The organism is Pseudonocardia nantongensis, assembly GCF_046546495.1.
GTDB lineage: Bacteria > Actinomycetota > Actinomycetes > Mycobacteriales > Pseudonocardiaceae > Pseudonocardia > Pseudonocardia nantongensis.
Genome location: NZ_JBKGXT010000008.1, coordinates 1 through 23460, shown reverse-complemented (window position 1 = coordinate 23460; position 23460 = coordinate 1). Strand labels below are relative to the sequence as shown.

Sequence of the window (23460 nt, the reverse complement as noted above, 5' to 3'; positions counted from 1 at the left end):
GTGCACGTGCTCTGCACCGCCGGGCACGTCGACCACGGCAAGTCCACCCTGGTCCGGGCGCTGACCGGGATGGAACCCGACCGGTACGCCGAGGAGCGTCGCCGCGGCATGACGATCGACCTCGGCTTCGCCTGGACGACGCTGCCCGGGCTCCCCCGGGACGGGACGGTCGCGTTCGTCGACGTCCCGGGCCACGAACGGTTCGTCTCCACCATGCTCGCCGGCGCCGGTCCGGCGCCGGCCGCGATGTTCGTCGTCGCCGCCGACGAGGGCTGGATGCCGCAGTCCGCCGAGCACGCCGACGCCCTGGCCGCCGCCGGGCTGGACCGCGGGCTGCTCGTGATCACCCGTTGCGACCTGCTCGACCCCGACCTCGCGCTGGCCGATGCCCGGGACGCGCTCGCGGCCCGCGGACTCGGGGACTGGCCCGCGGTGTGCGTGTCCGCACCGACCGGTGCCGGGCTGGAGGACCTGCGCACAGCGCTCGCCGACCTGGTCTCCGGGATCCCCGCCCCCGAGCCCGACGCCGACGTGCGGCTGTGGGTGGACCGGGCCTTCACCGTGCGCGGGGCCGGGACCGTCGTCACCGGGACGCTGCGCAGCGGCACCGTCGCGCCCGGGCAGGAGCTGGAGCTCGACGGTGCGGACGGCCGGACGGCGGTCACCGTCCGGGCGGTGCAGGAGCTCGGTGAGCCGGTGGACGCCGCGACGGCGGTCGCCCGGGTCGCGCTGAACCTGCGCGGCCTCCCGCACTCGGCGGTGCGCCGCGGCGACGTGCTGCTCGCCCCGCGGGCCTGGCCGGTGGCCCGGGAGTTCGACGTCCGGCTGCACGGGATCGGCGGCCCGCCGGAGGTCGGGAACTCCCCGGTCGGGCTCACCCTGCACGCCGGATCGGCGGCCGTCCCGGTCCGGATGCGCCCGCTCGACGCCGGTGCCGGGCTGATCCGCCTCCGGCCGGCGCGGCCGCTGCCGCTGCGGATCGGCGACCGCGCGGTGCTGCGCGACCCGGGCGCCCGCCGGGTGGTGGCCGGGCTGACCGTGCTCGACCCGAAACCGCCCCCGCTGCGTCGCCGCGGCGCGGCCCGGCAACGGGCCGGGGAGCTCGCGGCGGCGACCGGCACCCCGGACGCCGGCGCGGAGCTGGCCCGCCGCGGCACGGTGCGCACCGCCGAGCTGACCCGGCTCGGCGTCCCGGGGCCCGAGATCCGCGCGCTCGCCGGGCGGGTCCCCGGCGCGGTGGGGCTGCTGCTGCACCCGGCCCGGGCGCTGTCCGCGGCCGCGGACCTCGCGGCGGCGCTGGCCCGGCACGACGCCGCCGACCCGCTCGATCCGGGCCTGCCGCTGGCCGCCGCCCGGCGCGCGGTCGACCTGCCGGACGCCGCCCTGGTCGAGGCGGCGCTGGACTGGGCCCGGGACACCTCGTCGGAGGCGGCCGAGGTCCCGGTCGTGCGGGACGGCCGGGTCCGTACCGCCGCCGACGCGGGCCCGCCCGCCGAGCTGCTCGCCGCCGCCGCCGAGCTGCGCGCCGATCTCACCCGCACGCCGTTCACCGCGCCGGACGCCGAGCGGCTGGCCGGACTCGGCCTCGGGCCGCGGGAGCTGGCCGCCCTGGAGCGCGCCGGGGAGCTGCTGCGGCTCACACCCGAGGTGGTGCTGCTCCCGGACGCCCCGGACCGGGCGGTGGAGGTGCTCCGCGACCTCGGCGACGAGTTCACACCGAGCACGGTCCGGGAGGCGCTCGGATCCAGCCGGCGGGTCGTGGTCCCGCTGCTGGAGCTGCTCGGCCGCCGGGGCGTCACCGTGCGTACGGCCGGAGGGGTGCACCGGTTGCGCTGACCGGTGGTGCGACATCGTCGCTCCGAGTGGCGGGGCGTCCTCCGGGTGCCTACCGTCGGGCCGATGACCGACTTCGGTGGATCGGCCCCCGGCACACCGGACGGCGGCCCCGGAGCGACCCGCGCCGACCCGCTGCAGCAGGACGCCGACCGGCTGCTCGCCGACGACCCGGACGCCGACGACCCGGACGCCGACGACCCGGACGCGCTCGGGCTGGGGATCACCAGCCCGTCGTCCGGGGTGCTGGTGGTGACGGTGACCGGGGAGCTGGATATGCTCACCGCCCCGCAGCTCCGCCACGAGGTCACCCGGCGGATCCCGGACAGCTCGCTGGTGGTCCTCGCGCTGGACGGGGTCCGGTTCCTCGGCACCAGCGGGCTGGCCGCGCTCATCGAGCTGCGCGAGCAGGCGCACCGGGAGGGCGTCGAGCTGCGGCTGGCGTGCACCGAGCGCCGGGTACTGCGCCCGATCGGCATCGCCGGGTTGCACCACCTGTTCGACATCCACGACGACGTCGAGGCCAGCCTGAACTCCTGACTGGATGTGACCTATATCACACACCATGGTCTCCAGGGGTCAGTCCCGTGCCGGACGCGCCGGCACGGCCCCTGCGACCAGGGTCGCCGGTCCCGATCCCGTCGCCTCCGGGCGGCCCGGGCACATCCCGTGCATCCGCACGTAGCACTGATCGGCGCCGCCCGCATGTTTGGTCTCGTCGGACTTCGGGAACCGACTGCCAACCACCCCGGCGGCCCCGGGGTCCCGATCGACGAGGTGAGCGCGTGAGCGACGTGTCCCGGCTTCCCGGCCCGATGGACGACGAGTGGGAGTGGCAGCGGCTCGGCGCCTGTCGCGGCATGGACAGTGCCGTGTTCTTCCACCCGGACGGCGAGCGCAACCCGTCCCGGTCCCGCCGCACCGAGCGGGCCAAGCAGGTCTGCCGGAGCTGCCCGGTCATCCAGGAGTGCCGCCGCTTCGCGCTCGCCAGCCGGGAGCCGTTCGGCGTCTGGGGCGGGCTCGGCGAGTCCGAGCGCCGGGCGATCCTGGAGCGCCGCGACGCCGCCGGACAGGACGACCTGGTCGCCGCCGGCTGATCCGACCCCGCACCGCGGCCCGTCCCCGGGGACGGGCCGTTCGTGTGTCCGGCCCCGGGTTCAGGCCGGCGGGAGCCCGGCCCGCGACGGCGGAGCGGGAGCCGGCCCGGCGATCGCGCTCGTGCGCCGGTAGGGCAGTACCGGCAGCCCGTACACCCGGGCGACCCGGCGGACCGCCCGCCGTACGACCTCGATCTCCGGGTCGGCCACCGGGGAGGTCCGCGCGGGCGCCACGCAGAACGTGTCGTCGTCCGGGTCGAAGCCGACCAGCTCGGACAGCGCGGCCACGAGGTCCGGCTCGTCACCGTCCTGCACCGTCCAGCGCAGTCCGAGCCGGTGCAACCGGATCCGGCCACCCGGCAGCCGGCCGAGCGGCATCGTCACCGGCTCGTCGTCGGGATCGTCCGCGGGATCGTCGCAGGAGTAGTCCTCGGCCTCGGCCGGTCCGACCAGCCGCCGCTGCGCCGCCGGGTCGCGGCGGACCACCAGCAGGTCGGTCTCGCCGGTGCTCCCGCAGAGTTCGGCCAGCGTGCTGCCGGCCCGTGCGGACTCGGCCTCGGTCAGCGCGACCGCCACCAACCGGCGCGCCGGGACCGCCGACTCCCCCGCGACCATCACGCACCTCCGCCCTGATCGTCCACCTGCCGCCGGAGGGAGTAGATCGCGTACGACGCGGTTGCGCGCCCCGTTTCCGACCCCGTTCGGACGAATGGGGGCACGCGCGCCGCGAGCGGGTCCGCCGCGGCAGCGGGCCGATCCGGGCTCGCGTGCCCGGGGTGGCCGGGCGCCCCCGCGCACGCCCGCCGGTCGACCGGCCGGGCCGACCGGTCGAGACGGGCCGCCGTCCCGCCGCCCGGGGCGTTCCGCCGCAGCCACCCGACCGACCGGCCCGGACGGAACCGATCCAGCCCGTCGCCGGGCGGGCTGCGCCGGGCCCGCGGTAGCGGCGACCCCGGTGCGCCGCGGACCGGCCGGTACCCTTCCGGGCACGCCCCGTCCGGCCGGCCCGCTCCGGCACGAGAAGAGTGCGCGGACCGTCGGGACCACGGCGTCCGGTGCCGTTCCGCCCCGCCCAGGAGGTGATCCCCTGTCCGGATCCGCTCCGGTACCGCCGTTCCGGGACGACGGCGAGTCGCCCGACCTCGGGGTGGCGTTCGCCACCCCGCGCACCGGGCTGACCGTGCTGATCGTGCGGGGCGAGGTGGACACGCTGACCGCGCCCCGCCTCGGCACCGCCCTCCACGACCTCCTGGACACCCCCGGCGACGACCTCGCCGTCGACCTGGCGGGCGTCACCTTCCTGGCCTCCAGCGGCCTGGGAGCGCTCATCCGCACGGCCCGCCGCGCCGCCGACGACGACCGGCGGCTGTTCGTCGTCGCCACCGGCCGGGCGGTGCTGCGGCCGCTGGAGGTCACCGGCACCGCCCAGCTGTTCACCGTGCTGCCCGGCCAGAACCGGATCCCCGGTCCCGGCGTGCCGGCCGGTGGCTGAGGACGCACCCGGCCGCCGCGCACCCGGCGCTGCGGCGCGCCGGGACGCGCGTCATGATCCCGGTGCGACCGGCGCGGACCGGCCGTGACGACCACCCACACCGACCCGCAATCCCCCGACCCGGACGAGGAAAGGACACCCCGCGTGGCCCAGGACGACTTGCCGAGCGCCCCCGAGAGCGCCGACGGCGCGACGGGGCCGGCCACCGTCGAGATCCGGACGGCGGCCCGTGCCGCGCTGATCCCGACCGTGCGGGCCGTCGCCTCCGATCTGGCGGCCCGCGCCGACTTCGACCTCGACGCCATCTCCGACCTGCGGATGGCCGTCGACGAGGCGTGCGCGACGCTGGTCGGCCTGGCCACCCCGGACTCCGCGCTGCGCTGCACGTTCGACGTGCACGGCGAGCGGATCGACGTCTCGGCGCGGGTGCACACCCCGGACGGGGCCGAGCTGCCCACCGACAGCTTCGGCTGGCGGGTCCTGCAGACACTCGCCGACCGGGTGTCGGTGGAGGCCGGTGCCGCTGACGGCGCCGCGAGCGCCGCGGACAGCGCGTCCACGCTGACCATACGACTGCACAAGCTCTCCGGACCCGGGCTGTGACGTCGACGGACTCCGAGTACGGCCACCTCACCCCGCTGCTCGAGGAGTACGCGGCACTCGACCCGGACGACCCGCGCCGGGAGGTGCTGCGGGACCGTCTGGTCACCGGGTTCCTGCCGGTCGCCCAGCACATCGCCCGCCGGTTCAACCACCGCGGGGAGCCGCTGGACGACCTGACCCAGGTCGCCACCGTCGGGCTGATCAACGCCATCGACCGGTTCGACCCGGGCAAGGGCGGTGAGTTCTTCTCGTTCGCCGTGCCGACGATCTCCGGCGAGGTCCGCCGGCACTTCCGCGACCAGAGCTGGTCGATGCGGGTGCCCCGGCGGCTCAAGGACATGCACGTGTCGATCAATGGCGCGGTGTCCGAGCTGTCCCAGGTGCTCGGGCGCGCACCGAAGCCATCGGAGATCGCGCACCGGCTGGACCTGCCGGTGAACGAGGTTCTCGAGGGGCTGGAGGCGGCCGAGGCCTACCGCAGCTCCTCGCTGGACGAGATGCTCTCCTCCGAGGACGGTAGCGCCACCGTCGGCGAGCTCGTCGGTGACGCCGACGCCGAGCTCGACCGGGTCGACTACCGGGAGTCGCTGCGACCCCTGCTCTCCGAGCTCGCGCCGCGCGAGCGCACCATCGTGATGCTGCGGTTCTTCGGCAACCAGACCCAGACCCAGATCGCCGACCAGGTCGGCATCTCCCAGATGCACGTGTCCCGGCTGCTGTCGCAGACCCTGACCCGGCTGCGCGACCGACTCGAACCGGGCGACCGCGCGCCGTAGGTAGGCTGCCGTCGTCGAGCGACGACACGGGAGGCGCAGTGGGCGAGCAGGACGGCGTGCCGGAGCACGTGCTGGTGGTCGGGGCCGGGCTGAGCGGCCTGCGCACCGTGGAGGGCCTGCGCCGGGCCGGCTACGAGGGCCGGATCAGCCTGGTCGGCGCCGAGGAGCACCTCCCCTACGACCGCCCGCCGCTGTCCAAGCAGTTCCTGGCCGGCGACTGGGAGCGGGACCGGATCGACCTGGTCGGCCATGACGCCCTCGACGAGCTGGGGGTACGCGCCCACCTCGGCCGGGCCGCCGTGGCCCTGCGGGTGGGCGGCGAGGGACAGGAACTCGAGCTCGACGACGGCACCACCCTGCACGCGGACGCGATCGTGCTCGCCGTCGGTGTCACCTCCCGGCTGCTCGACGGCCAGCCCTCCTCGGCGCACCTGCTCCGCAGCGTGGACGAGTCGCAGGCCCTGCGCGACGCGCTGAACGGGGCCTCGTCGCTGCTGGTGGTCGGGGCCGGGTTCATCGGCGCAGAGGTCGCAGGCGGTGCGCTGGACCGCGGCCTGGACGTCACGGTGCTGGAGGCCGGGGATGTCCCGATGGGCCGGGTGCTGGGCCCCGAGGTCGGTGCGCTGGCCGCCCGGCTGATCTCCGACGGCGGCGCGGACCTGCGCTGCGGCGTCACCGTCACCGCGTTCACCGACACCGGGGCCGAGCTGTCCGACGGGACCTCGGTGACGGCCGACCAGATCGTCGTCGGGGTGGGCGGGCAGCTCGATCTGGGCTGGCTGGAGTCCACCGGGCTCAACCTGTCCGGCGGGATCCCGTGCGACACGCAGGGGCGGGTCGAGGGCCTGCCCGGCGTCTGGGCGGTCGGCGACGCCGCCGCCTGGACCGATCCGCTGCAGGGCGACCGGCCCCGGCACGAGCACTGGACCTCGGCCACCGACCAGGCCGCCGTGGTCTCCCGGGCCATCGCCGGCGCCGAGCCGCCGCCCGCGACCGTGCCCTACTTCTGGTCCGACCAGTTCGGGATGAAGCTCCAGCTGATCGGACGCCCGGACCTGGCCGACGGCCTGCTGTCACTGCACGGCGACGGCCTGGACGGCGGCGAGATCAAGGGCACCGTCGTGGGGTACCTGCGCGGCGAGGAGCTGGTCGCGGTCGTCGGGTTCGGCGCGGCCCGGCGGATCGCCCGCTACCGCAAGCCGCTCGCCGACGGCGCCGACCGGGCCGCGGTGCTGGAGTTCCGCGACACCCTGGGCTGAGGTCCCGGGACCCGGGACCTCAGCGCCGATGTTCGCTCCGCAAGCTCCGCTCAGCGCCGATGTTCGCTCCGCAAGCTCCGCTCAGCGCCGATGTTCGCTCCGCAAGCTCCGCTCAGCGGAAGATCGAGCGGACCAGGACCAGCCCGACCAGCGTGCCGACCGCGATCAGCGTGTACTTGATCTTCGGGTCGGCCAGCTTCTCGGCGATCTGCTCCTTGCTCCCCTCGATCAGGGTCTTCGGGTTCGCCCGGTCGGCCAGGGCGTCGAGGCTCTCGGCCAGCGCGTCCCGGGTCTTCTCGATCTCGCGCTGGATGTTCTCGGGGTCGCGGGCCACCAGGTCTCCTCCGCGTCGGCCGGACGCGCGGACGCGTCCCGGTTGTCTCCTGCTCCTCGCGCCGGTCCCACCGGCGGCGTACGGCGCCGGTGAGCGGCGACGTGGCACACCGTAGCCACCCGGGGGCCGGGCCGCGCGCGGCGGGCACGGCGAGTTGTCCACAGGTCACGAAGTCGGCGGTCCGGTGTCGGTCCCGGGTGAGAGGCTGATCGCATGAGCAGCAGGCTGCAGGCGGGCGACACCGCCCCCGACTTCACCCTCGACGACGCCGACGGCAAGCCCGTCTCGCTGGCCGACCACCGCGGCCGCAAGGTGATCGTCTACTTCTACCCCGCGGCGAGCACCCCCGGCTGCACCAAGGAGGCGTGCGATTTCCGTGACAACCTCGCCGAGCTGAACGACGCCGGGATCGACGTCCTCGGCATCTCCCCGGACAAGCCGGCGAAGCTCGCCACCTTCCGGGATGCCGAGGGTCTCACCTTCCCGCTGCTGTCCGACCCGGAGAAGAAGGTCCTCGGCGAGTGGGGCGCCTTCGGTGAGAAGACGATGTACGGCAAGACCGTCACCGGTGTCATCCGCTCGACGTTCCTGATCGACGAGAACGGCACGATCACCGACGCCAAGTACAACGTCCGGGCCACCGGCCATGTGGCGAAGCTGCGCAAGGACTGGAAGATCTGACGTGCGTACGGTCCGGCCGGCGGGCGGCGCCTGATGCCGCGCGCCCGCCGGTGGACCGACGAGCAGCTCGTCGAAGCCGTCGCGGCGTCGAGCCGGCTGAGCGAGGTGTGCCGGCGGCTCGGGATCCAGCCGGGGCGTTACGACTGGTTGCGGGGGCACATCGCGCGGGTCGGCGTGGATGCGAGCCACCTTCCCGGGGCGGTGGAGGTTCGTCGCCGCAACAACTGGACCGACGAGCATCTCGCGCAGCTGGTGCGGGAGGCCGACTCGCTCGCCGAGGTGATGCGCCGGCTCGGGTACTCGCCGAGCGGCGGGATGCACCGGCACATCCGCAGTCACATCCGTTCGCTCGGCCTCGACACCTCGCACTTCACCGGGCGGGCATGGGCGCGCGGCCGCACGTTCCCGGGGCGGCGGCTGTCCCGGCCGCTGGACGAGATCCTGGTGCGGAACTCGACCTATCGCAGCAGCGCCCCGCTGCGCAGGAGGTTGATCGCCGAGGGGGTCAAGGAGAATCGTTGCGAGGAGTGCGGCAGGAACGAGTGGCGCGACCGGCCGCTGCCCCTCGCACTGGACCACATCAACGGGGACCACACCGACAACCGGCTGGAGAACCTCCGTATTCTGTGTCCGAACTGCCACGCGCTCACCGAGACGTGGTGCGTCCGAAAGGACTAGCCGGCGTAGCCCAAAGGGAGAGGCCCACGGTTTAGGTCCGTGTCAGTGCGGGTTCGAATCCCGCCGCCGGCACAGTAAACCCGCAGCTCAGGCGGCCGGCTCGTCCGGCAGCGGCCGCCGGGCCGCGAGCAGCACCCCGCCGAGCCCGACCACCGCGCACGCCGCGGAGACCAGCAGCAGGGCCGGCGGTGGCTGCCCGGTCACCGCGTCGCCGAGCGCGACGATGGCGACCGTGCTCGGCAGCGAGCCGATCACCGTCCCGATCAGGTAGGGCCAGAACCGGACCGCGGAGAGCCCGGACAGGTAGTTCATCGCCGCGAACGGCACCATCGGGATCAGCCGGAGCGAGGTGACGGCGAGCGTCCCGTGGTGGTCGAGGCGCCGGCGGACCCACTCCGCGCGCGGGTGCCGGGCGTAGCGGGCGATCAGCCTGCCCCCGGTCAGCCGGACCAGTCCGAACGCGACGACCGCGGCCAGCGCGGTCGCGGACAGGGTGAGCGCGGTCCCGGCGACGGAGCCGAACAGCACCCCGGCCGTCACGGTGAACACGGTCCGCGGGAACGGCGGCACGTTGAGCAGCACCTGCAGCAGTACGAACATCACCGGGCCCCAGGCACCGGACTCGGTGACGACCCGGCGAAGATCCTCGAACCGGGGCACCGCGGGCAGGCCGTGCGCGCGGGCGATCAGGACGACGAGCGCGACCACGAGCACCAGCCCGAGGGCACCCAGGATCTGCCGCCACCACCGCACGAGACACCACCGTACTCAGACGCGGCGGGTTGCCGTCGTCACGTCTGCTCCCGGGAGACGACCTGCTTCCGCTCTGCGGATCACGGCCAGGACCGGCCGGTGGACCGTGAGAGGCTACCGGCCATGGCCCACGACACCCCCGGTATCGACCCCGCCGAGCTCGACGCGGACGGCCTGGCCGTGCGCCGCGAGGTACTCGGCGCGGACTACGTCGCCGCGTCCCTGGCGAAGGTCGACGCCAGCACCGCCGAGTTCCAGCAGCTGATCACCCGGTACGCCTGGAACGAGATCTGGACCCGGCCCGGGCTGGACCGGCGGATGCGCTCCGCGGTCACGATGACCGCACTGGTCGCGCACGGGCACTGGCACGAGTTCGAGCTGCACGTGCGCGCCGCGAAGCGCAACGGCCTGTCCCGCGAGGAGATCGTGGAGATCCTACTCCAGACCGCGATCTACTGCGGTGTGCCCGCCGCGAACAGCGCCTTCAAGATCGCCCAGCCGATCCTCGCCGAAGACTGACCCCTCCCCATCCCGCGTCGTGGAGCCGACCCGCTCCCGGGCAACGGGGGTGGGGTCAGCGGGGGGTGAAGGCCTGCAGGTGCGGGACCAGGGCGCGCAGCGCGCGGCCGCGGTGCGAGGCGGCGTCCTTCTCCTCCGCCGAGAGCCCCGCCGACGACCGGGACTCCCCCTCCGGCCGGAAGATCGGGTCGTAGCCGAACCCGTTCTCCCCGCTCGGCTCGCGCAGCAGGGTGCCCCGCCAGGTGCCGTGCACCACCGTGCGCCCCGGTGCCTCGCCGAGCGAGGCGCACGCGGCGTCCGGCGCGGCCCCGGGCCCGGCGGCGCCGGCGGGCGTCACCAGGGCCGCCGCGCACACGAACGCCGCCCCGCGCCGCTCGTCCGGCACGTCGGCCGTCTGCCCGAGCAGCAGCCACAGGTTGGCCTCGTCGTCGCCGTGCCGGCCGGCCCAGCGGGCGGAGAAGATGCCCGGCATCCCGTTGAGCGCGTCGACGGTGATCCCGGAGTCGTCGGCGATCGCCGGCAGGCCGGTCGCGGCGGCCGCATCACGGGCCTTGGCCAGCGCGTTCTCCGCGAACGTCGCGCCGGTCTCCGGGGCCTCCGGGAACTCCGGGACGTCGGCCAGCCCGACGATCTCGACGCCGCCGAGCCCGGCGGCGTCGACGATCCGGCGCAGCTCGACGAGCTTCTTGGCGTTGCGGGTGGCCAGCAGGACCCGGCGCGGAGGCTCGCCGGAGCGCCCGTCGTCACCGCTCACGCGGACCCCTCCGTCGCCGTCGCGGCCTCCTTCTCGGCCTGCTCGGCGGCCACCTTCGGGTGCGGCTCGGCGAGCGCCTCGACCTGCATCCGGGCCAGCCGCTCGATACCGGCCAGGGCCGAGTCGAGCATGGCGTCGAGCGTGCTCCGGGAGAACGTCGCGCCCTCACCGGTACCCTGCACCTCGATCAACGTGCCGGTCTCGGTGGCGACGACGTTGGTGTCGACCTCGGCCCGCGAGTCCTCGACGTAGGGCAGGTCCAGCCGGACCCGGCCGTCGACGACGCCGACCGACACCGCGGCGACCTGGCAGGAGATCGGCTTCGGGTCGGACAGCTTGCCGTGCTCGCCGAGCCAGCCAACGGCGTCGCAGAGGGCCACGTAGGCACCGGTGATCGCGGCGGTGCGGGTGCCGCCGTCGGCCTGCAGCACGTCGCAGTCGATCGCGATCGTGTTCTCGCCGAGCGCGCGCAGGTCGATGCAGGCGCGCAGCGACCGGCCGATCAGCCGGGAGATCTCGTGGGTCCGTCCGCCGATCCTGCCCTTCACCGACTCGCGCGACGACCGGGTGTCGGTCGCGGAGGGCAGCATCGCGTACTCGGCGGTGACCCAGCCCAGGCCGGAACCCTTGCGCCAGCGCGGCACGCCCTCGGTCACGCTGGCCGCGCACAGCACCTTCGTGTCGCCGAACTCGACCAGCACCGACCCCGCCGGGTGCTTCTGGAAGCCCCGGGTGATCGTCACCGGGCGCATCTCGTCGTCCGACCGTCCGTCCGCCCTGGTCTCGGCGCGCATGCCCTCTGCTCGTGTCACCACGTCATCGTAGGAACCCGGGCGGGCCGGTCCACGCGCGGCATTCCCGGATCCGGGGACTCAGACCTCGAAGACGGCGTCCGGGAGGGCCTGCTCCACCGTCCCGCCGAAGGCGCCCTTCGCCTCGACGGTCAGCTCGGCGGCGTCGTACCAGGCCGGGACGTGGGTCAGGACCAGCCGCGCGGCGCCGGCCGCGGCGGCGTGCTCGCCGGCCTGCCTGCCGGACAGGTGGACCCCGGCCGGCAGGCCCGCGGCGTGCGGCCAGCTGGCCTCGCAGAGGAACAGGTCGGCACCGCGGGCGGCGGCGACCAGGCCGTCGCACGGTCCGGTGTCGCCGGAGTAGACCAGCGTCCGGCCGGTGTGCGAGACGCGCAGTGCGTAGGCCGTGCACGGGTGGTCGACCGGGTACGCGGTGACCGTGACGGCGTCGTCGCCGGCCCCGACCCGCAGCGGCTCGCCTGCCACGAGATCGTGAAAGGTGAACACGTCGGTGAGGTCGGTGGCCGCCCGCTCCTGCTCGGACACCGCATAGGCGGCCGCGAACCGGTCAGCGGCGCCGGCCGGGGCGTGCACGGCCAGCGGCGCGACCGTCGGATCGTACGGGGGCCGCGGGTGGTAGCGACGGTGCACGGCCAGGGACGCGAAGTCCGAGCAGTGGTCCGGGTGCAGGTGGCTGAACACCGTGGCGTCCAGCTGCCACGGATCGAGGTGGCGCTGCAACGCGCCGAACGTGCCGTTGCCGAGATCGAGGGTGATCCGGGTCGAGCCGGCCTCCACCAGGTAGCCCGATGCCGGTGACTCGGGCCCGGGACCGCTGCCGGAACATCCCAGCACGATGAGCCGCATGCGCGACCCTAACCCGAACGTGCGGTACGGCGCAGCCACCAGATCCCGACGAACGGGAGCACCAGCGGGACGAACCCGTAGCCGATGCCGAAGTCGGTCCAGACGGTGTCGTCCGGGAAGTCGCTCGGCACCAGGAGCGTGAAGGAGCCGATCGCGAGTACCCCGGCGAGCTCGAAGCTCACCGCCGACCACGCCAGCCGTCGGAACCCGGGGCCGGTGCCGGCGAGGCCGACCGTGGCCAGGATGTAGACCACCCCGGCAAGCGCGGACAGCGTGTAGGCCAGCGGGGCCTCGTCGAACCGTTCCGCGATCTGCACCCCGGCGCGTGCGGTCGCGGCCAGCGCGAAGATCCCGTAGACGGCGATCAGCACCCGGCCGGGGCCGGTCGCCGTGGCGCGGACCGGCGGCTCAGGCACCGGGGACCGCCGGGAGCCAGAGACCCTGCAGCCGCAGCACGACGACCAGCGTGGCGGCCGCACCGACCGCGACCACGGTGCCGCCCCAGCGGCTCGGCTCGGCGGTGGCGAACTGCAGCGCGATCGGCAGCACGCAGACCGATACCACGAGATAGATCAGGAAGGTGCTCTGCTCGGGCAGCGTGACGCCGCCGACCAGCACCCGGTACGCCGCGACCGCGGCCTGGCCGACGAGCAGCACCTCGGCGATCCCGACGGCGATCCGGTGCACCTGGCCCGGCGGCCGGTTCGCCACGGTCGTGACCAGGCCGAACGCCGCGACGGCCGCGAGGACCACCGTGATCACCAAGACCAGGACTTCGATCACGGCACGGACGTTACCGGGGTGTCGACGGGCGTCCCGGCACCGGCCCGACCCACCACCGCGCCGATCTCCGGGCCCAGGAATCGACGTCCGAGCCGGCGGAACGGTTCCGGGTCGCCGGTGGCCAGGAACCGGTGCGGGGCCGGCGGCGCGGTGTCGTCGCGCAGCAGGTCCCGCCCGTGCAGGGTGCGGACCAGGGTGCGGGCGGTCTCGTCGGCCGACGACACGAGCGTCACGTCCGGGCCGAGCACGATCTCCAGCACGCCGGTCAGCAGCGGGTAGTGCGTGCAGCCCAGCACGACGGTGTCCACCCGGGCCCGCTGCAACGGCTCCAGGTAGCTCTGCGCGACGCCGAGCACCTGCCGCCCGCTGGTGGTGCCGCGCTCGACGAAGTCGACGAACCGGGGGCATGCCACCGAGGTGATCTCGGTCTGCGGGGCGGCGTCGAACGCGTCGGCGTAGGCGCCGGAGGCGATCGTGGCCCGGGTCCCGATGACGCCGATCCGGCCGTTGCGGGTGGCGGCCACGGCCCGGCGCACCGCGGGCCGCAGCACCTCGACGACCGGGACCGGGTAGCGCTCGCGGGCATCGGCCAGGCACGCGGCCGAGGCCGTGTTGCACGCGATGACCAGCGCCTTCACCCCGCTCTCGACGAGCTCGTCGCCGATCGCGAGCGCGTGCCGGCGGACGTCGGCGATCTTCTTCGGCCCGTACGGCCCGTGCGCGGTGTCGCCGACGTAGCGGACCTGCTCGGCGGGCAACAGGTCGATCACCGAACGGGCCACGGTGAGCCCACCGACACCCGAGTCGAAGATCCCGATCGGGGCGTCGATCGCGGAGCTGCTCACGCCCTCAGGGTAGGCGTGGCCGATCGCCCGTCGGCCCGGGCCACCCAGGATGCGGCCAGCAGGCCGCCGAGCGCGCCGAACAGGTGCGCCTGCCAGGACACCAGCGGGTTCGACGGGAGCACGCCCCACAGCAGCGACCCCCAGAACAGGAACAGCACCACCGCGAGCACGATCTGCCCGACGTTGCGCGCGTAGAACCCGCGGGCCAGCAGGAACAGGAACCAGCCGAACACGATCCCGGACGCCCCGAGCACCGGGGCCGGCGAGAGCAGCCATACCCCGATCCCGGAGGCCAGCCAGATCGTCGCGGTGACCGCGAACCACTGCCCGATCCCGCCGGAGAGCGCCAAGAACCCGAACACCAGGAACGGGACGGTGTTCGCGACCAGGTGCCCGAAGCCGCCGTGCAGCAGCGGGGCGGTGACGATCCCGACCAGGCCGTCGACGTCCCGCGGGACGAGCCGCCCGGCCTGGTCGAGCCGGCCCCCGGACGCCCCGTCGACCGCCTCGATCAGGTACAGCGCGGCGGTGAACAGCAGCATCAGCGCCGCGGCCCGCTTCGGTGCGGGCGGCAGCACCCGCGCGGGCGCGCGGCCGGGGTTCGTCATGCCCTCGACGGTACCGATCGGGGGTACGGCCGAACGGGCGAACCGCGCCGGGATCAGGCCCAGAGGTGCCCGTCGATGCCCTGCGCGGCGGTGCCCAGGTCGCCCGAGTAGGCGCCGGTGGACAGGTACTTCCACCCGCCGTCACACACGACGACGACGATGTCGGCTCGCTCGCCGGCGTCCTCCGCCTTGGTCGCGGCGGTGATCGCGGCGTGCAGGATCGCGCCGGACGAGACCCCGGCGAAGATCCCCTCCTGCTCGACGAGCTGGCGGGTGCGGCGCAGCGCCTCGTAGCTGCCGACCGAGAACCGGCCGGTCAGCACGCTCTCGTCGTAGAGCTCCGGGACGAAGCCCTCGTCCAGGTTGCGCAGGCCGTAGACCAGCTCGCCGTACCGGGGCTCGGCGGCGATCACCTGGACGTCGGGCTTGTGCTCGCGCAGGTACCGCCCGGCGCCGACCAGGGTGCCGGTGGTGCCCAGCCCGGCCACGAAGTGGGTGACCGACGGCAGGTCGCGCAGGATCTCCGGGCCGGTGCCGCGGTAGTGCGCGTCGGTGTTGGCCGGGTTGCCGTACTGGTAGAGCATCACCCAGTCGGGGTGCTCGACGGCCAGCTGCTTCGCGACGGCGACGGCCTGGTTCGAGCCGCCCGCCGCGGGCGAGGAGATGATCTGCGCCCCGTACATCGCGAGCAGCTGGCGGCGCTCGGCGGAGGTGTTCTCCGGCATCACGCAGACCAGCTGGTAGCCCTTGAGCTTCGAGGCCATCGCCAGCGAGATGCCGGTGTTGCCCGAGGTCGGCTCCAGGATGGTGCAGCCGGGCGTGAGCAGCCCCTGCTTCTCGGCGTCGGAGATCATCGCCAGCGCGGGCCGGTCCTTGATCGAGCCGGTGGGGTTGCGGTCCTCCAGCTTCGCCCACAGCCGCACGTCCTCGGACGGCGACAACGACGGCAGCCCGACCAGCGGGGTGTCGCCGACGGCGTGCAGCAACGAGTCGTAACGCACGGTTCTCCTTCGCGACCGGGGCGGACCGGCATGGACCCGCCCCGGGCAGGCGGGTCGGGCTCAGCGCCCGCCGGCGACGGCCGGAAGGATGGTCAGCGAGGAGCTCTCCTGGACCGGGGCCTCCAGACCACCGGCGAAGCGGACGTCCTCGTCGTCGACGTAGATGTTGACGAAGCGGTGCAGCTTGCCGTCGGTGATCAGACGGTCCTTGATGCCGCTGTGCTGCGACTCCAGGTTGTCGATGACCGCGGAGACGGTGTCGCCCTTGGCCTCGACGGTCTTCTCGCCGCCGGTGTGGGTGCGAAGGATGGTGGGGATGGAGACGGAGACGGCCATCTCGGTGATCACTCCTGGGGTCGGGTGGTACAGCGGACTCTCTCAGCGCGGCAACGCGACCCGTGGAGGCGACATTCCCGCGCGACCTCGACGGCGCGGGAGCGCGCCGAGGGTGGCTCAGGCCTCGTCCGGGACGTCGTCGGAACCGGTGTGGGCGAACATGTAGCTCTCCACGACCTGGAGATCGTCCTCGACGACCTCGCCGTCGGAGAGGTGGTAGGAGCGCACCTCGGGCGCCGCGTCGGCGGTGGTCAACCCCACGATCAGCCAGTGCTGGTCCGGGGTCCACTCCATCTGCGCGACGTCCTTCACCGATGGGTACGCCTCGGGCAGCCCGGAGTCGGTCAGCGGGCGGCGCGGGACCCGGGTGTGCGAGTGGACGACGAGCATCCGGCGCTCGCCGCGGGCGTCGAGCTCGCGCTCGAGCCGGATGTCCTCGACCGGCGAGAAGGCGAAGTCGCTCGCGACCTCGTCGGCGTTGGTCATCGGGACGTAGCGCTCCGGCCGATCCTCCTGCTCGGGCCCGACGAGCTGCCCGCACGCCTCCACCGGGAAGTCCCGCCGGGCGTGCGCGACGATCTCGTCGATCAGGTCCGCACGGATGGCCAGCACGCCATGAAGGATACCGGGGCGTCTCCGTCCGCCGCACACCATGCGGGGACGGGTCACAGCTACAGCGCCGTGACCCGGACCCGGACCAGCGAGTCCTGCACGTAGGTCAGCCAGTGGTATACGCCCAGGTGCTGGCCCCGCGGGTCGTCCTCGGGCAGCTGTTCGGGCATGTCCTCGCTCACGTCCAGCGCGGTGCCCAGCGCCAGCCGGACGTCGTTCAGCGCGGCGAGCCAGGCGTCGGCCTGCTCGCTGGTCAGCTCGAGCCGGCCGCCGGCCTCCGGCAGGGTGTCCAGCACCGTCTCGGCCGCCCGGTCCTTGGCCTCGATCAGCTCCGGCTCGTGCAGCGACCGCAGGCCGCCGGCCAGGTCGGAGTCCTCGGTCGTGAAGTCCGGCAGCAGCCGGGCCAGCACCCGGTCGGTGGGGCGTGAGGTGGGCCCGGTGCGGATTCCGGTCAGCGCGGCCAGCTCGTCCTCCGGTGCCACCGCGGACCGGTTCGCCAGCATCTGGCGGACCTCGCCGAAGAGCCCGCGCAGGACCGCGGCCTCCTCACCGGAGAACCCGGACACGTACCGCACGCGGTCCCCGCGACCGCTGCGCTTCCAGCCGTTCATACCGCTCGATCCGTTCGGTGTCGTGCCGGGCTCAGGCCCGCTGCATGGTGGCCCACAGGCCCGCCGCGTGCAGCTTCGCCACGTGCCCCTCGACGGTGTCCTTATCCCCGGAGGAGACGGCCGCCTTGCCCTTGTGGTGCACGTCCAGCATCAGCGCCGTCGCGGTCGGTTCCGGGTAGCCGAAGACCTGCTGGAGCACGTAGGTGACGTAGGACATCAGGTTGACCGGGTCGTTCCAGACGATCGCCTGCCAGGGCGTGTCCCCGGCACCCGCCTCGTCGAGGTCCGGCGAGACCTGCTCGGTGGGCGAGGGCGACGCGGTCATGCATCCCATGGTGGCACAGGGCCCCGACCGCCCCGACGCCTCCGGTGGCGGGCGCCCGCGGGCCGCCGGCCGGCACATAGGCTCCGCATCATGACCGTTCCGCCGGGCAGCGGCACCGCACTGTTCACCGACCGCTACGAGCTCACGATGGTGGCCGCGGCGCTGGCCGAGGGCGCCGCGCACCGGCAGTGCGTGTTCGAGCTCTTCGCCCGCAGGCTGCCGGACGGCCGCCGCTACGGCGTCGTCGCCGGGACCGGGCGGCTGCTGGAGGCGCTGTCGGAGTTCCGGTTCGGGCCGGCCGACCTGCAGCTGCTGGCCCGGGTGGTGGACGCCGACACGCTGGACTGGCTGCGCGACTACCGGTTCACCGGCGACGTCGACGGCTACCCGGAGGGCGAGCTCTACTTCCCCGGCTCGCCGGTGCTCACCGTCAGCGGCACCTTCGCCGACGTGGTGCTGCTGGAGACCCTGGCGCTGTCGATCTACAACCACGACTCGGCGATCGCCTCGGCCGCGGCCCGGATGGTCACCGCGTCGGCCGGCCGGCCACTGATCGAGATGGGCTCCCGGCGCACCCACGAGGAGGCTGCCGTGGCGGCCGCCCGGGCGGCCTACCTGGGCGGTTTCGCGACGACGTCGAACCTGGCCGCCGGCTCCCGCTACGGCATCCCGACCGCCGGCACCGCCGCGCACTCCTGGATCCTGCTGCACGACGACGAGCTGTCCGCCTTCCGCAGCCAGGTCGCCGCGCTGGGCACCGGCACGACGCTGCTGGTCGACACCTACGACATCCGCCGCGGCATCGAGCACGCCATCGAGGCCGCCGGCACCGGTCTGGGCGCGGTCCGGATCGACTCCGGTGACCTCGGCGAGCTGGCCCGCCAGGCCCGCGAGCAGCTCGACGCGCTCGGCGCGACCGGTACGAGGATCGTGCTCTCCGGCGACCTCGACGAGTACGCGATCGCCTCGCTGCGGGCCGAGCCGGTGGACTCCTACGGCGTCGGGACCTCGCTGGTCACAGGCTCCGGCGCGCCGACCGCCGGCATGGTCTACAAGCTGGTCGAGGTGGACGGGCGCCCGGTCAGCAAGCGCTCGAGCGCGAAGGAGTCCCGCGGCGGGCGCAAGTCGGCACTGCGCCGGTTCAAGCCCACCGGGACCGCCGTCGAGGAGGTCGTGCACCCGCACGGGACGGCGCCGGCGGCGGGCCCGCACGACCGGGTGCTGCCGGTCCCGCTGGTGCGCGGCGGCGCGGTCGTGGACGGCGCCGCGGACCTGGGCGCGGCCCGCGAGCGGCTCCGGGCCGCGCTGGTCGCCGTCCCGTGGGAGGGTCTCAAGCTCTCCCGGGGCGAACCCGCGATCCCCACGACGTTCCACACGGAGTGACCGCCATGAGTGACGAGCCGACCCACGCACTGATCGTGGTCGACGTGCAGAACGACTTCTGCGAGGGCGGCGCGCTGGCCGTCGCCGGTGGCGGTGCGGTGGCCGCGCGGATCGGGGCGCTCGCCCGCGGCTACACCCACGTCGTCGCCACCCGGGACGTGCACGTCGACCCGGGACCGCACTTCAGCGACACCCCGGACTTCCGCGATTCCTGGCCGCCGCACTGCCGGGCCGGGACGCCGGGGGCCTCGTTCCACCCCGCGCTGGACGTGGCGCCGATCGCCTGCGTGTTCGACAAGGGCGCCTACTCCAGCGCCTACTCCGGGTTCGAGGCCGCCGCGGAGAACGAGTCCGGCCCGCCGCTCGCGGACTGGCTGGACGAACACCGCGTGACCGCGGTGGACGTGGTCGGGCTGGCCACCGACCACTGCGTGCGGGCCACCGCGCTGGACGCCCAGCGGCTCGGCCTGACGACGCGGGTGCTGCTCTCCCACTGCGCAGGCGTGGCCCCCGACATCACCGCCGAGGCCCTGGAGGAGCTCCACGCCGCAGGCGTCCGCGTTGTGGAGCCCTGACGTCGCCACGGGCGCCGTGGGACGGCGTCAAGGCTCCACAACGCGACGGTGAGGCTCGTGATGTGGGTTCGGTGGGTCAGTCCTTCATCCGGAAGGGGGCCAGGGCCTCGGCCAGCCGGACCGGGTCGCCGTCGTCGCCCGGGGCGTGGTGGAAGCCCTCGGCCTCGGCCAGCCCGATGCAGCGGGCACCGTCGAACAGGCCGCAGTGGTAGCGGACGGTGTCCTCGCCGATCTCGGCCACGCCGACCCGCAGCGTGTGGATGCCCGGGTAGTGCACCTGGTCCAGGTACTGCACCGACAGCGACGACGGCGACAGGCCGTCCAGCGGGCCGCCGACCGGATAACCCAGGACGTCCTGGTGCAGCTCGGCGATGCCGTCGAGGTACCAGGCCGCCAGCGCCACGTTGTTCACGTGCCGGTTGGTGTCCAGGTCGGTGAACCGGGTCCGGACGTCGTAGCGGAACGGGTAGTTCTCCCGGACCAGGCGCTCGCCGCCGCGGTCCGGGCGGCCGGACGCGGTCGCGTCGACGCGCAGCCCGCTCAGCGCGGCGCGGACCTCGTCGGGCAGCGGCGACGGGGCGGTGCCGTCGGTGTGCACGCTGGTCGACTCGCCGGCCGCGACGCACTCGTCGCCGGCGAACACCGCGTACCGGTACGAGAACGAGGTCGTGCCGACATGGCTGACGCCGACGCCGATCCGGTAGCGGCCGGCGACCCGCAGCGGGGCCAGCACGTCCACCCGGATCGCGGCGAGCAGCAGCCGCACCCGGGACTGCAGGCGGGCGACCAGGTCGGCGCCGAAGGCGTCCCGCTCGACCGCGACCCGGGCGTCCTCGAACCAGCGCACGAGGGCTTCGCGGCCGATCCGCCGGCTCGGGTCGAGGTCGGCGTAGCGGGCCTCGTGCTCGATCAGCACGGGGAACTGCCCGGGCTCGGGCACCGTGGCGTTCTGCGTGGTGATTGTGGCTGTCACGCCTCCATGGTGACCCTGTGTCGCCGCTCACCGGGCACCGGCCGCCCCACATCACGCCCCGCAGCGCCGGCCGGCGCGGGTTCCCCCGGCCCGCACCGGTTGTCGGGGCTGCTCGGTAGCCTCGTGCGGTGCCCGCTCCCGTGCCGACCCGTGACCTCCCCGGCGTGCACGAGCTGCTGGAGACGGCGGTCTCGTCGGTCGGTGGGAGCCGGCGCGAGGGCCAGGACCGGATGGCCGACGCGGTGCGCCGGGCGCTGTCGTCCGGCGAGCACCTCGCCGTGCAGGCCGGGACCGGGACCGGCAAGTCGCTGGCCTACCTGGTGCCCGCGATCCGGCACGCGATGGCCCGCGACAGCACCGTCGTGATCTCGACGGCGACGATCGCGCTGCAGCGCCAGCTGGTCGACCGGGACCTGCCGAAGGTCGCGAAGAGCCTGAAGGCCGTGCTCGGCCGGGAGCCCACGTTCGCGATCCTCAAGGGCCGCCGCAACTACCTGTGCCTGAACAAGCTGCACGGGGACATGGAGGACGCCGCCGAGGAGGCGGACCAGCTGTTCGACGCGTTCGCGATCTCCGCGCTGGGCCGGAACGTGAAGCGGCTGCACGAGTGGGCCTCGGACACCGAGACCGGGGACCGCGACGAGCTGGTCCCCGGCGTCCCGGACAGCGCCTGGCGGCAGGTGTCGGTGACCGCCAGGGAATGCCTGGGCGCGAACCGCTGTCCGGCCGGCGAGGACTGCTTCGCGGAGAAGGCCCGCGGCGAGGCCGGGCGGGCCGACATCGTCGTCACCAACCACGCGCTGCTCGCGATCGACGCGATGGGCGAGGCGCAGGTGCTGCCCGAGCACGACGCCGTGGTGGTCGACGAGGCGCACGAGCTCGTCGACCGGGTGACCGGCGCGGCCACCGCCGAGCTCACCGCGACCACCGTCGCCGGGGCCGCGCGACGCTGCGGCAAGCTGGTCGACCAGGAGCTGGCGGACCGGCTGGCCGAAGCCGGCGAGGGCCTCGGCGTGGTGCTCGAGGACATGCCGCCGGCCCGCTGGGAGTCGCTGTCCCCGGCCGCGTCGGGCGCGCTGAACGCGATCCTGGAGGCCGCGGCGGGCTGTCGCCAGGCGCTCGGGGCGAACCGCCGTTCGGACGAGGGCGACCCGGAGGGCGCCGCCGCCCGCAAGCTCGCGCTGGCCCTGCTCGACGAGGTCTCCGAGACCGCGGTCCGGCTGGTCGACACGTTCTCCGAGACCGACCCGGCCCAGCGCCGCGACGTCGTCTGGCTGGGCGAGCAGGGCCCGGACGGCAGCCGCTACAAGGTGCTGCGGGTCGCGCCACTGTCGGTGGGCGGGCTGCTGCGCGAGCGGCTGTTCAACACCCGCACGACGGTGCTGACCTCGGCCACGCTGGCCCTCGGCGGCTCGTTCGACGCCCTGGCCCGCCAGTGGGGGCTGCCCGCGTCGCAACCGAAGGAGACCGGTGACACCCCGCCCGCGACCCCGGAGGGGCACGGCCCGGTGCAGGACCCGGAGGCCCCGCGCTGGAAGGGCCTCGACGTCGGCTCGCCGTTCGCGCACGGGCGCTCCGGGATCCTCTACCTGGCCCGGCGGCTGCCCTCCCCCGGCCGGGACGGTCTCGCGCGCGAGACGCTGGACGAGATCGAGGCCCTGGTCCGGGCCGCCGGCGGGCGCACGCTCGGGCTGTTCTCCTCGACCCGGGCGGCCAAGCAGGCCACCGAGGCGCTGCGCGGCAAGCTGGACACCCCGCTGCTCTGCCAGGGTGACGACTCGACGATGCTGCTGGTCAAGCGGTTCGCGGAGGACCCGGAGACGTCGCTGTTCGGCACCCTGTCGCTGTGGCAGGGCGTCGACGTGCCCGGCCCGTCGCTGTCGCTGGTGCTCATCGACCGGATCCCGTTCCCGCGCCCGGACGACCCGCTGGTCTCCGCGCGGCAGCGGGCCGCCGACGCCCGCGGCGGCAACGGGTTCCTCTCGGTGTCGGCGACGCACGCCGCCCTGCTGCTCGCCCAGGGCGCCGGGCGGCTGCTGCGCTCCACCGAGGACCGCGGCGTCGTCGCGATCCTGGACCCGCGGATCGCCACCGCCCGCTACGGCGGCTTCCTGCGGGCCTCGCTGCCCCCGTTCTGGGAGACCAGCGACCCGGAGAAGGTGCAGGGCGCGCTGCGCCGGCTGCGCGGAGCCTGAACTCACGGTCCGACCGCCCCTCGACGGGGACCCTTCACCGAGGTCAACGCCACCCCAGCGCTGTCGAACGACGCCCGGACAGCACGTGGTGTGCCGTTCATCATGGAACCTTCGCCGACGGTCCGTCCACCGACGGCAGCTGACTCCGGGCTGCGCCGCCGGCCGGAATCTGGTTAAGTTGTGCCCAACTGAATTGGACACAACCGAAGGAGCGATCGACGATGGCGAACTACTCGACGGCGGCGACCTCGTCCGGCGGCGGCCGGGACGGGCGCATCCGGTCCGAGGACGGCCTCATCGACCAGGACCTGAAGATGCCGCCGGAGCTCGGCGGCCCGGGCGGCGCCACCAACCCGGAGCAGCTGTTCGCCGCGGCCTACGCGAGCTGCTTCCACGGCGCGCTGCGCCTGGTCGCCGGCAAGAAGAAGGTCGCGGTCCCGGACGACGCCACAGTGCGCGCCACCGTCACCCTCACCCCTGACGACACCAGCTTCACGATCGGCGCCGAGATCACCGCGCACCTGCCCGGCCTGGACCGCGCGCAGGCCGACGAGCTGGTCGAGGCCGCGCACCAGGTGTGCCCGTACTCCAAGGCCACCCGCGGCAACGTGGACGTGTCCCTCGCCACGACGGTCTGAGCGGACGTCTCAGGCGCGTTCTGTGGGTTGATCGGCGTGTCGGCGCACGACATGAAGGTGCCCCTGGACAGGCTGGTGATTGCTGAAGTCGCCGACCTGTCAGGGGCGCCGGTCATGTTGCCTGCCGAGGATCTGTTC

Annotated in this window: 30 protein-coding genes and 1 tRNA gene; 15 read left to right on the top strand and 16 right to left on the bottom strand. The window is 74.3% G+C overall.

Features of this window, described 5'->3' with window-relative positions; translation table 11 throughout:
• From ACLFMI_RS10465 to ACLFMI_RS10455, 3 genes are all read left to right on the top strand, one after another.
• Complete coding sequence (locus tag ACLFMI_RS10465; protein ID WP_410947584.1) at positions 1 to 1836, top strand: SelB domain-containing protein; 1836 nt, start codon at positions 1 to 3, stop codon at positions 1834 to 1836.
• Positions 1837 to 1899: 63 nt separating this feature from the next.
• Positions 1900 to 2373, top strand: coding sequence for an STAS domain-containing protein (locus ACLFMI_RS10460; RefSeq protein ID WP_410947583.1), 474 nt, complete (start codon positions 1900 to 1902; stop codon positions 2371 to 2373).
• A gap of 245 nt (positions 2374 to 2618) precedes the next feature.
• Positions 2619 to 2930 (top strand): WhiB family transcriptional regulator, encoded by a 312-nt coding sequence (locus tag ACLFMI_RS10455; protein ID WP_410947582.1) that lies wholly within the window; start codon positions 2619 to 2621, stop codon positions 2928 to 2930.
• 60 nt (positions 2931 to 2990) lie between these two features.
• On the opposite strand, the gene ACLFMI_RS10450 is transcribed toward ACLFMI_RS10455, so the two are convergent.
• A complete protein-coding gene (locus ACLFMI_RS10450) occupies positions 2991 to 3545 on the bottom strand; it encodes a hypothetical protein (protein WP_410947581.1) in 555 nt (184 codons plus the stop codon).
• A 532-nt stretch (positions 3546 to 4077) separates the two neighbouring features.
• On the opposite strand from ACLFMI_RS10450, the gene ACLFMI_RS10445 reads away from it, so the two are divergent.
• From ACLFMI_RS10445 to ACLFMI_RS10430, 4 genes are all read left to right on the top strand, one after another.
• Positions 4078 to 4422 (top strand): STAS domain-containing protein, encoded by a 345-nt coding sequence (locus ACLFMI_RS10445; RefSeq protein WP_410947580.1) that lies wholly within the window; start codon positions 4078 to 4080, stop codon positions 4420 to 4422.
• A 144-nt stretch (positions 4423 to 4566) separates the two neighbouring features.
• The gene (locus ACLFMI_RS10440) at positions 4567 to 5025 is read left to right on the top strand and encodes an ATP-binding protein (protein ID WP_410947579.1); all 459 of its coding nucleotides are present in this window, start codon (positions 4567 to 4569) and stop codon (positions 5023 to 5025) included.
• Positions 5022 to 5801 carry a SigB/SigF/SigG family RNA polymerase sigma factor gene (locus ACLFMI_RS10435; RefSeq protein WP_410947578.1) on the top strand — a complete coding sequence of 260 codons (780 nt, stop codon included), beginning with the start codon at positions 5022 to 5024 and terminating at the stop codon, positions 5799 to 5801. The genes ACLFMI_RS10440 and ACLFMI_RS10435 overlap by 4 nt, the downstream gene beginning before the upstream one ends.
• Before the next feature lie 38 nt (positions 5802 to 5839).
• Positions 5840 to 7060: an NAD(P)/FAD-dependent oxidoreductase gene (locus tag ACLFMI_RS10430; RefSeq protein ID WP_410947577.1), complete on the top strand. Its 1221-nt coding sequence runs from the start codon at positions 5840 to 5842 to the stop codon at positions 7058 to 7060.
• Positions 7061 to 7172: 112 nt separating this feature from the next.
• Here the strand turns inward: ACLFMI_RS10430 and ACLFMI_RS10425 are convergent, their stop codons facing one another.
• Positions 7173 to 7394: a DUF3618 domain-containing protein gene (locus tag ACLFMI_RS10425; protein WP_410947576.1), complete on the bottom strand. Its 222-nt coding sequence runs from the start codon at positions 7392 to 7394 to the stop codon at positions 7173 to 7175.
• Between the two features lie 213 nt (positions 7395 to 7607).
• On the opposite strand from ACLFMI_RS10425, the gene bcp reads away from it, so the two are divergent.
• From bcp to ACLFMI_RS10410, 3 genes are all read left to right on the top strand, one after another.
• Positions 7608 to 8075, top strand: coding sequence for a thioredoxin-dependent thiol peroxidase (gene bcp, locus ACLFMI_RS10420; RefSeq protein WP_410947575.1), 468 nt, complete (start codon positions 7608 to 7610; stop codon positions 8073 to 8075).
• Between the two features lie 33 nt (positions 8076 to 8108).
• Positions 8109 to 8753 carry an HNH endonuclease gene (locus ACLFMI_RS10415; RefSeq protein WP_410947574.1) on the top strand — a complete coding sequence of 215 codons (645 nt, stop codon included), beginning with the start codon at positions 8109 to 8111 and terminating at the stop codon, positions 8751 to 8753.
• A tRNA-Leu gene (locus ACLFMI_RS10410) sits at positions 8753 to 8825 on the top strand. The genes ACLFMI_RS10415 and ACLFMI_RS10410 overlap by 1 nt, the downstream gene beginning before the upstream one ends.
• A 15-nt stretch (positions 8826 to 8840) precedes the next feature.
• Here the strand turns inward: ACLFMI_RS10410 and ACLFMI_RS10405 are convergent.
• The gene (locus ACLFMI_RS10405) at positions 8841 to 9506 is read right to left on the bottom strand and encodes a TVP38/TMEM64 family protein (protein ID WP_410947573.1); all 666 of its coding nucleotides are present in this window, start codon (positions 9504 to 9506) and stop codon (positions 8841 to 8843) included.
• Between the two features lie 123 nt (positions 9507 to 9629).
• On the opposite strand from ACLFMI_RS10405, the gene ACLFMI_RS10400 reads away from it, so the two are divergent.
• Positions 9630 to 10025 (top strand): carboxymuconolactone decarboxylase family protein, encoded by a 396-nt coding sequence (locus ACLFMI_RS10400; RefSeq protein ID WP_410947572.1) that lies wholly within the window; start codon positions 9630 to 9632, stop codon positions 10023 to 10025.
• A gap of 55 nt (positions 10026 to 10080) precedes the next feature.
• Here ACLFMI_RS10400 and ACLFMI_RS10395 read toward each other — a convergent pair whose 3' ends face one another.
• The 12 genes from ACLFMI_RS10395 to clpS all read right to left on the bottom strand — a co-directional run bounded on the left by ACLFMI_RS10395 (position 10081) and on the right by clpS (position 17558).
• Complete coding sequence (locus ACLFMI_RS10395; RefSeq protein ID WP_410947571.1) at positions 10081 to 10779, bottom strand: non-canonical purine NTP pyrophosphatase; 699 nt, start codon at positions 10777 to 10779, stop codon at positions 10081 to 10083.
• Entirely contained in the window at positions 10776 to 11573 is a 798-nt protein-coding gene (rph, locus tag ACLFMI_RS10390; RefSeq protein ID WP_410947770.1) for a ribonuclease PH, read from the bottom strand. Before rph ends, ACLFMI_RS10395 begins: the two co-directional genes overlap by 4 nt.
• 78 nt (positions 11574 to 11651) lie before the next feature.
• Entirely contained in the window at positions 11652 to 12437 is a 786-nt protein-coding gene (locus tag ACLFMI_RS10385) for an MBL fold metallo-hydrolase (RefSeq protein ID WP_410947570.1), read from the bottom strand.
• Between the two features lie 8 nt (positions 12438 to 12445).
• Complete coding sequence (locus ACLFMI_RS10380; RefSeq protein WP_410947569.1) at positions 12446 to 12853, bottom strand: hypothetical protein; 408 nt, start codon at positions 12851 to 12853, stop codon at positions 12446 to 12448.
• Positions 12846 to 13220 carry a hypothetical protein gene (locus tag ACLFMI_RS10375; RefSeq protein WP_410947568.1) on the bottom strand — a complete coding sequence of 125 codons (375 nt, stop codon included), beginning with the start codon at positions 13218 to 13220 and terminating at the stop codon, positions 12846 to 12848. Before ACLFMI_RS10375 ends, ACLFMI_RS10380 begins: the two co-directional genes overlap by 8 nt.
• On the bottom strand, positions 13217 to 14065 hold the full coding sequence (murI, locus tag ACLFMI_RS10370) for a glutamate racemase (protein ID WP_410947567.1): 849 nt from the start codon (positions 14063 to 14065) through the stop codon (positions 13217 to 13219). The genes ACLFMI_RS10375 and murI overlap by 4 nt, the downstream gene beginning before the upstream one ends.
• Positions 14062 to 14673: a rhomboid family intramembrane serine protease gene (locus ACLFMI_RS10365; RefSeq protein ID WP_410947566.1), complete on the bottom strand. Its 612-nt coding sequence runs from the start codon at positions 14671 to 14673 to the stop codon at positions 14062 to 14064. Before ACLFMI_RS10365 ends, murI begins: the two co-directional genes overlap by 4 nt.
• A gap of 53 nt (positions 14674 to 14726) precedes the next feature.
• Positions 14727 to 15674 (bottom strand): PLP-dependent cysteine synthase family protein, encoded by a 948-nt coding sequence (locus tag ACLFMI_RS10360; protein ID WP_410947565.1) that lies wholly within the window; start codon positions 15672 to 15674, stop codon positions 14727 to 14729.
• A gap of 60 nt (positions 15675 to 15734) precedes the next feature.
• The gene (locus ACLFMI_RS10355) at positions 15735 to 16010 is read right to left on the bottom strand and encodes a MoaD/ThiS family protein (RefSeq protein ID WP_410947564.1); all 276 of its coding nucleotides are present in this window, start codon (positions 16008 to 16010) and stop codon (positions 15735 to 15737) included.
• Positions 16011 to 16127: 117 nt separating this feature from the next.
• Positions 16128 to 16622 carry a M67 family metallopeptidase gene (locus tag ACLFMI_RS10350; protein WP_410947563.1) on the bottom strand — a complete coding sequence of 165 codons (495 nt, stop codon included), beginning with the start codon at positions 16620 to 16622 and terminating at the stop codon, positions 16128 to 16130.
• 59 nt (positions 16623 to 16681) lie between these two features.
• Entirely contained in the window at positions 16682 to 17233 is a 552-nt protein-coding gene (locus ACLFMI_RS10345; RefSeq protein WP_410947562.1) for a DUF2017 domain-containing protein, read from the bottom strand.
• A gap of 31 nt (positions 17234 to 17264) precedes the next feature.
• Positions 17265 to 17558 carry an ATP-dependent Clp protease adapter ClpS gene (clpS, locus tag ACLFMI_RS10340; RefSeq protein ID WP_410947561.1) on the bottom strand — a complete coding sequence of 98 codons (294 nt, stop codon included), beginning with the start codon at positions 17556 to 17558 and terminating at the stop codon, positions 17265 to 17267.
• Positions 17559 to 17648: 90 nt separating this feature from the next.
• On the opposite strand from clpS, the gene ACLFMI_RS10335 reads away from it, so the two are divergent.
• Together ACLFMI_RS10335 and ACLFMI_RS10330 are read left to right on the top strand one after the other, a co-directional pair.
• The gene (locus ACLFMI_RS10335) at positions 17649 to 18941 is read left to right on the top strand and encodes a nicotinate phosphoribosyltransferase (RefSeq protein WP_410947560.1); all 1293 of its coding nucleotides are present in this window, start codon (positions 17649 to 17651) and stop codon (positions 18939 to 18941) included.
• A gap of 5 nt (positions 18942 to 18946) precedes the next feature.
• Positions 18947 to 19516 carry an isochorismatase family protein gene (locus tag ACLFMI_RS10330; protein WP_410947559.1) on the top strand — a complete coding sequence of 190 codons (570 nt, stop codon included), beginning with the start codon at positions 18947 to 18949 and terminating at the stop codon, positions 19514 to 19516.
• 76 nt (positions 19517 to 19592) lie between these two features.
• Here the strand turns inward: ACLFMI_RS10330 and ACLFMI_RS10325 are convergent, their stop codons facing one another.
• Positions 19593 to 20489, bottom strand: a complete 897-nt coding sequence (locus ACLFMI_RS10325; protein WP_410947558.1) for a thioesterase family protein — start codon at positions 20487 to 20489, stop codon at positions 19593 to 19595.
• 140 nt (positions 20490 to 20629) lie between these two features.
• Here ACLFMI_RS10325 and ACLFMI_RS10320 point away from each other — a divergent pair, with 140 nt between their 5' ends.
• Positions 20630 to 22684 (top strand): ATP-dependent DNA helicase, encoded by a 2055-nt coding sequence (locus ACLFMI_RS10320; RefSeq protein WP_410947769.1) that lies wholly within the window; start codon positions 20630 to 20632, stop codon positions 22682 to 22684.
• Positions 22685 to 22905: 221 nt separating this feature from the next.
• Positions 22906 to 23322, top strand: a complete 417-nt coding sequence (locus ACLFMI_RS10315; RefSeq protein ID WP_410947557.1) for an organic hydroperoxide resistance protein — start codon at positions 22906 to 22908, stop codon at positions 23320 to 23322.
• Positions 23323 to 23460: the final 138 nt, after the last annotated feature.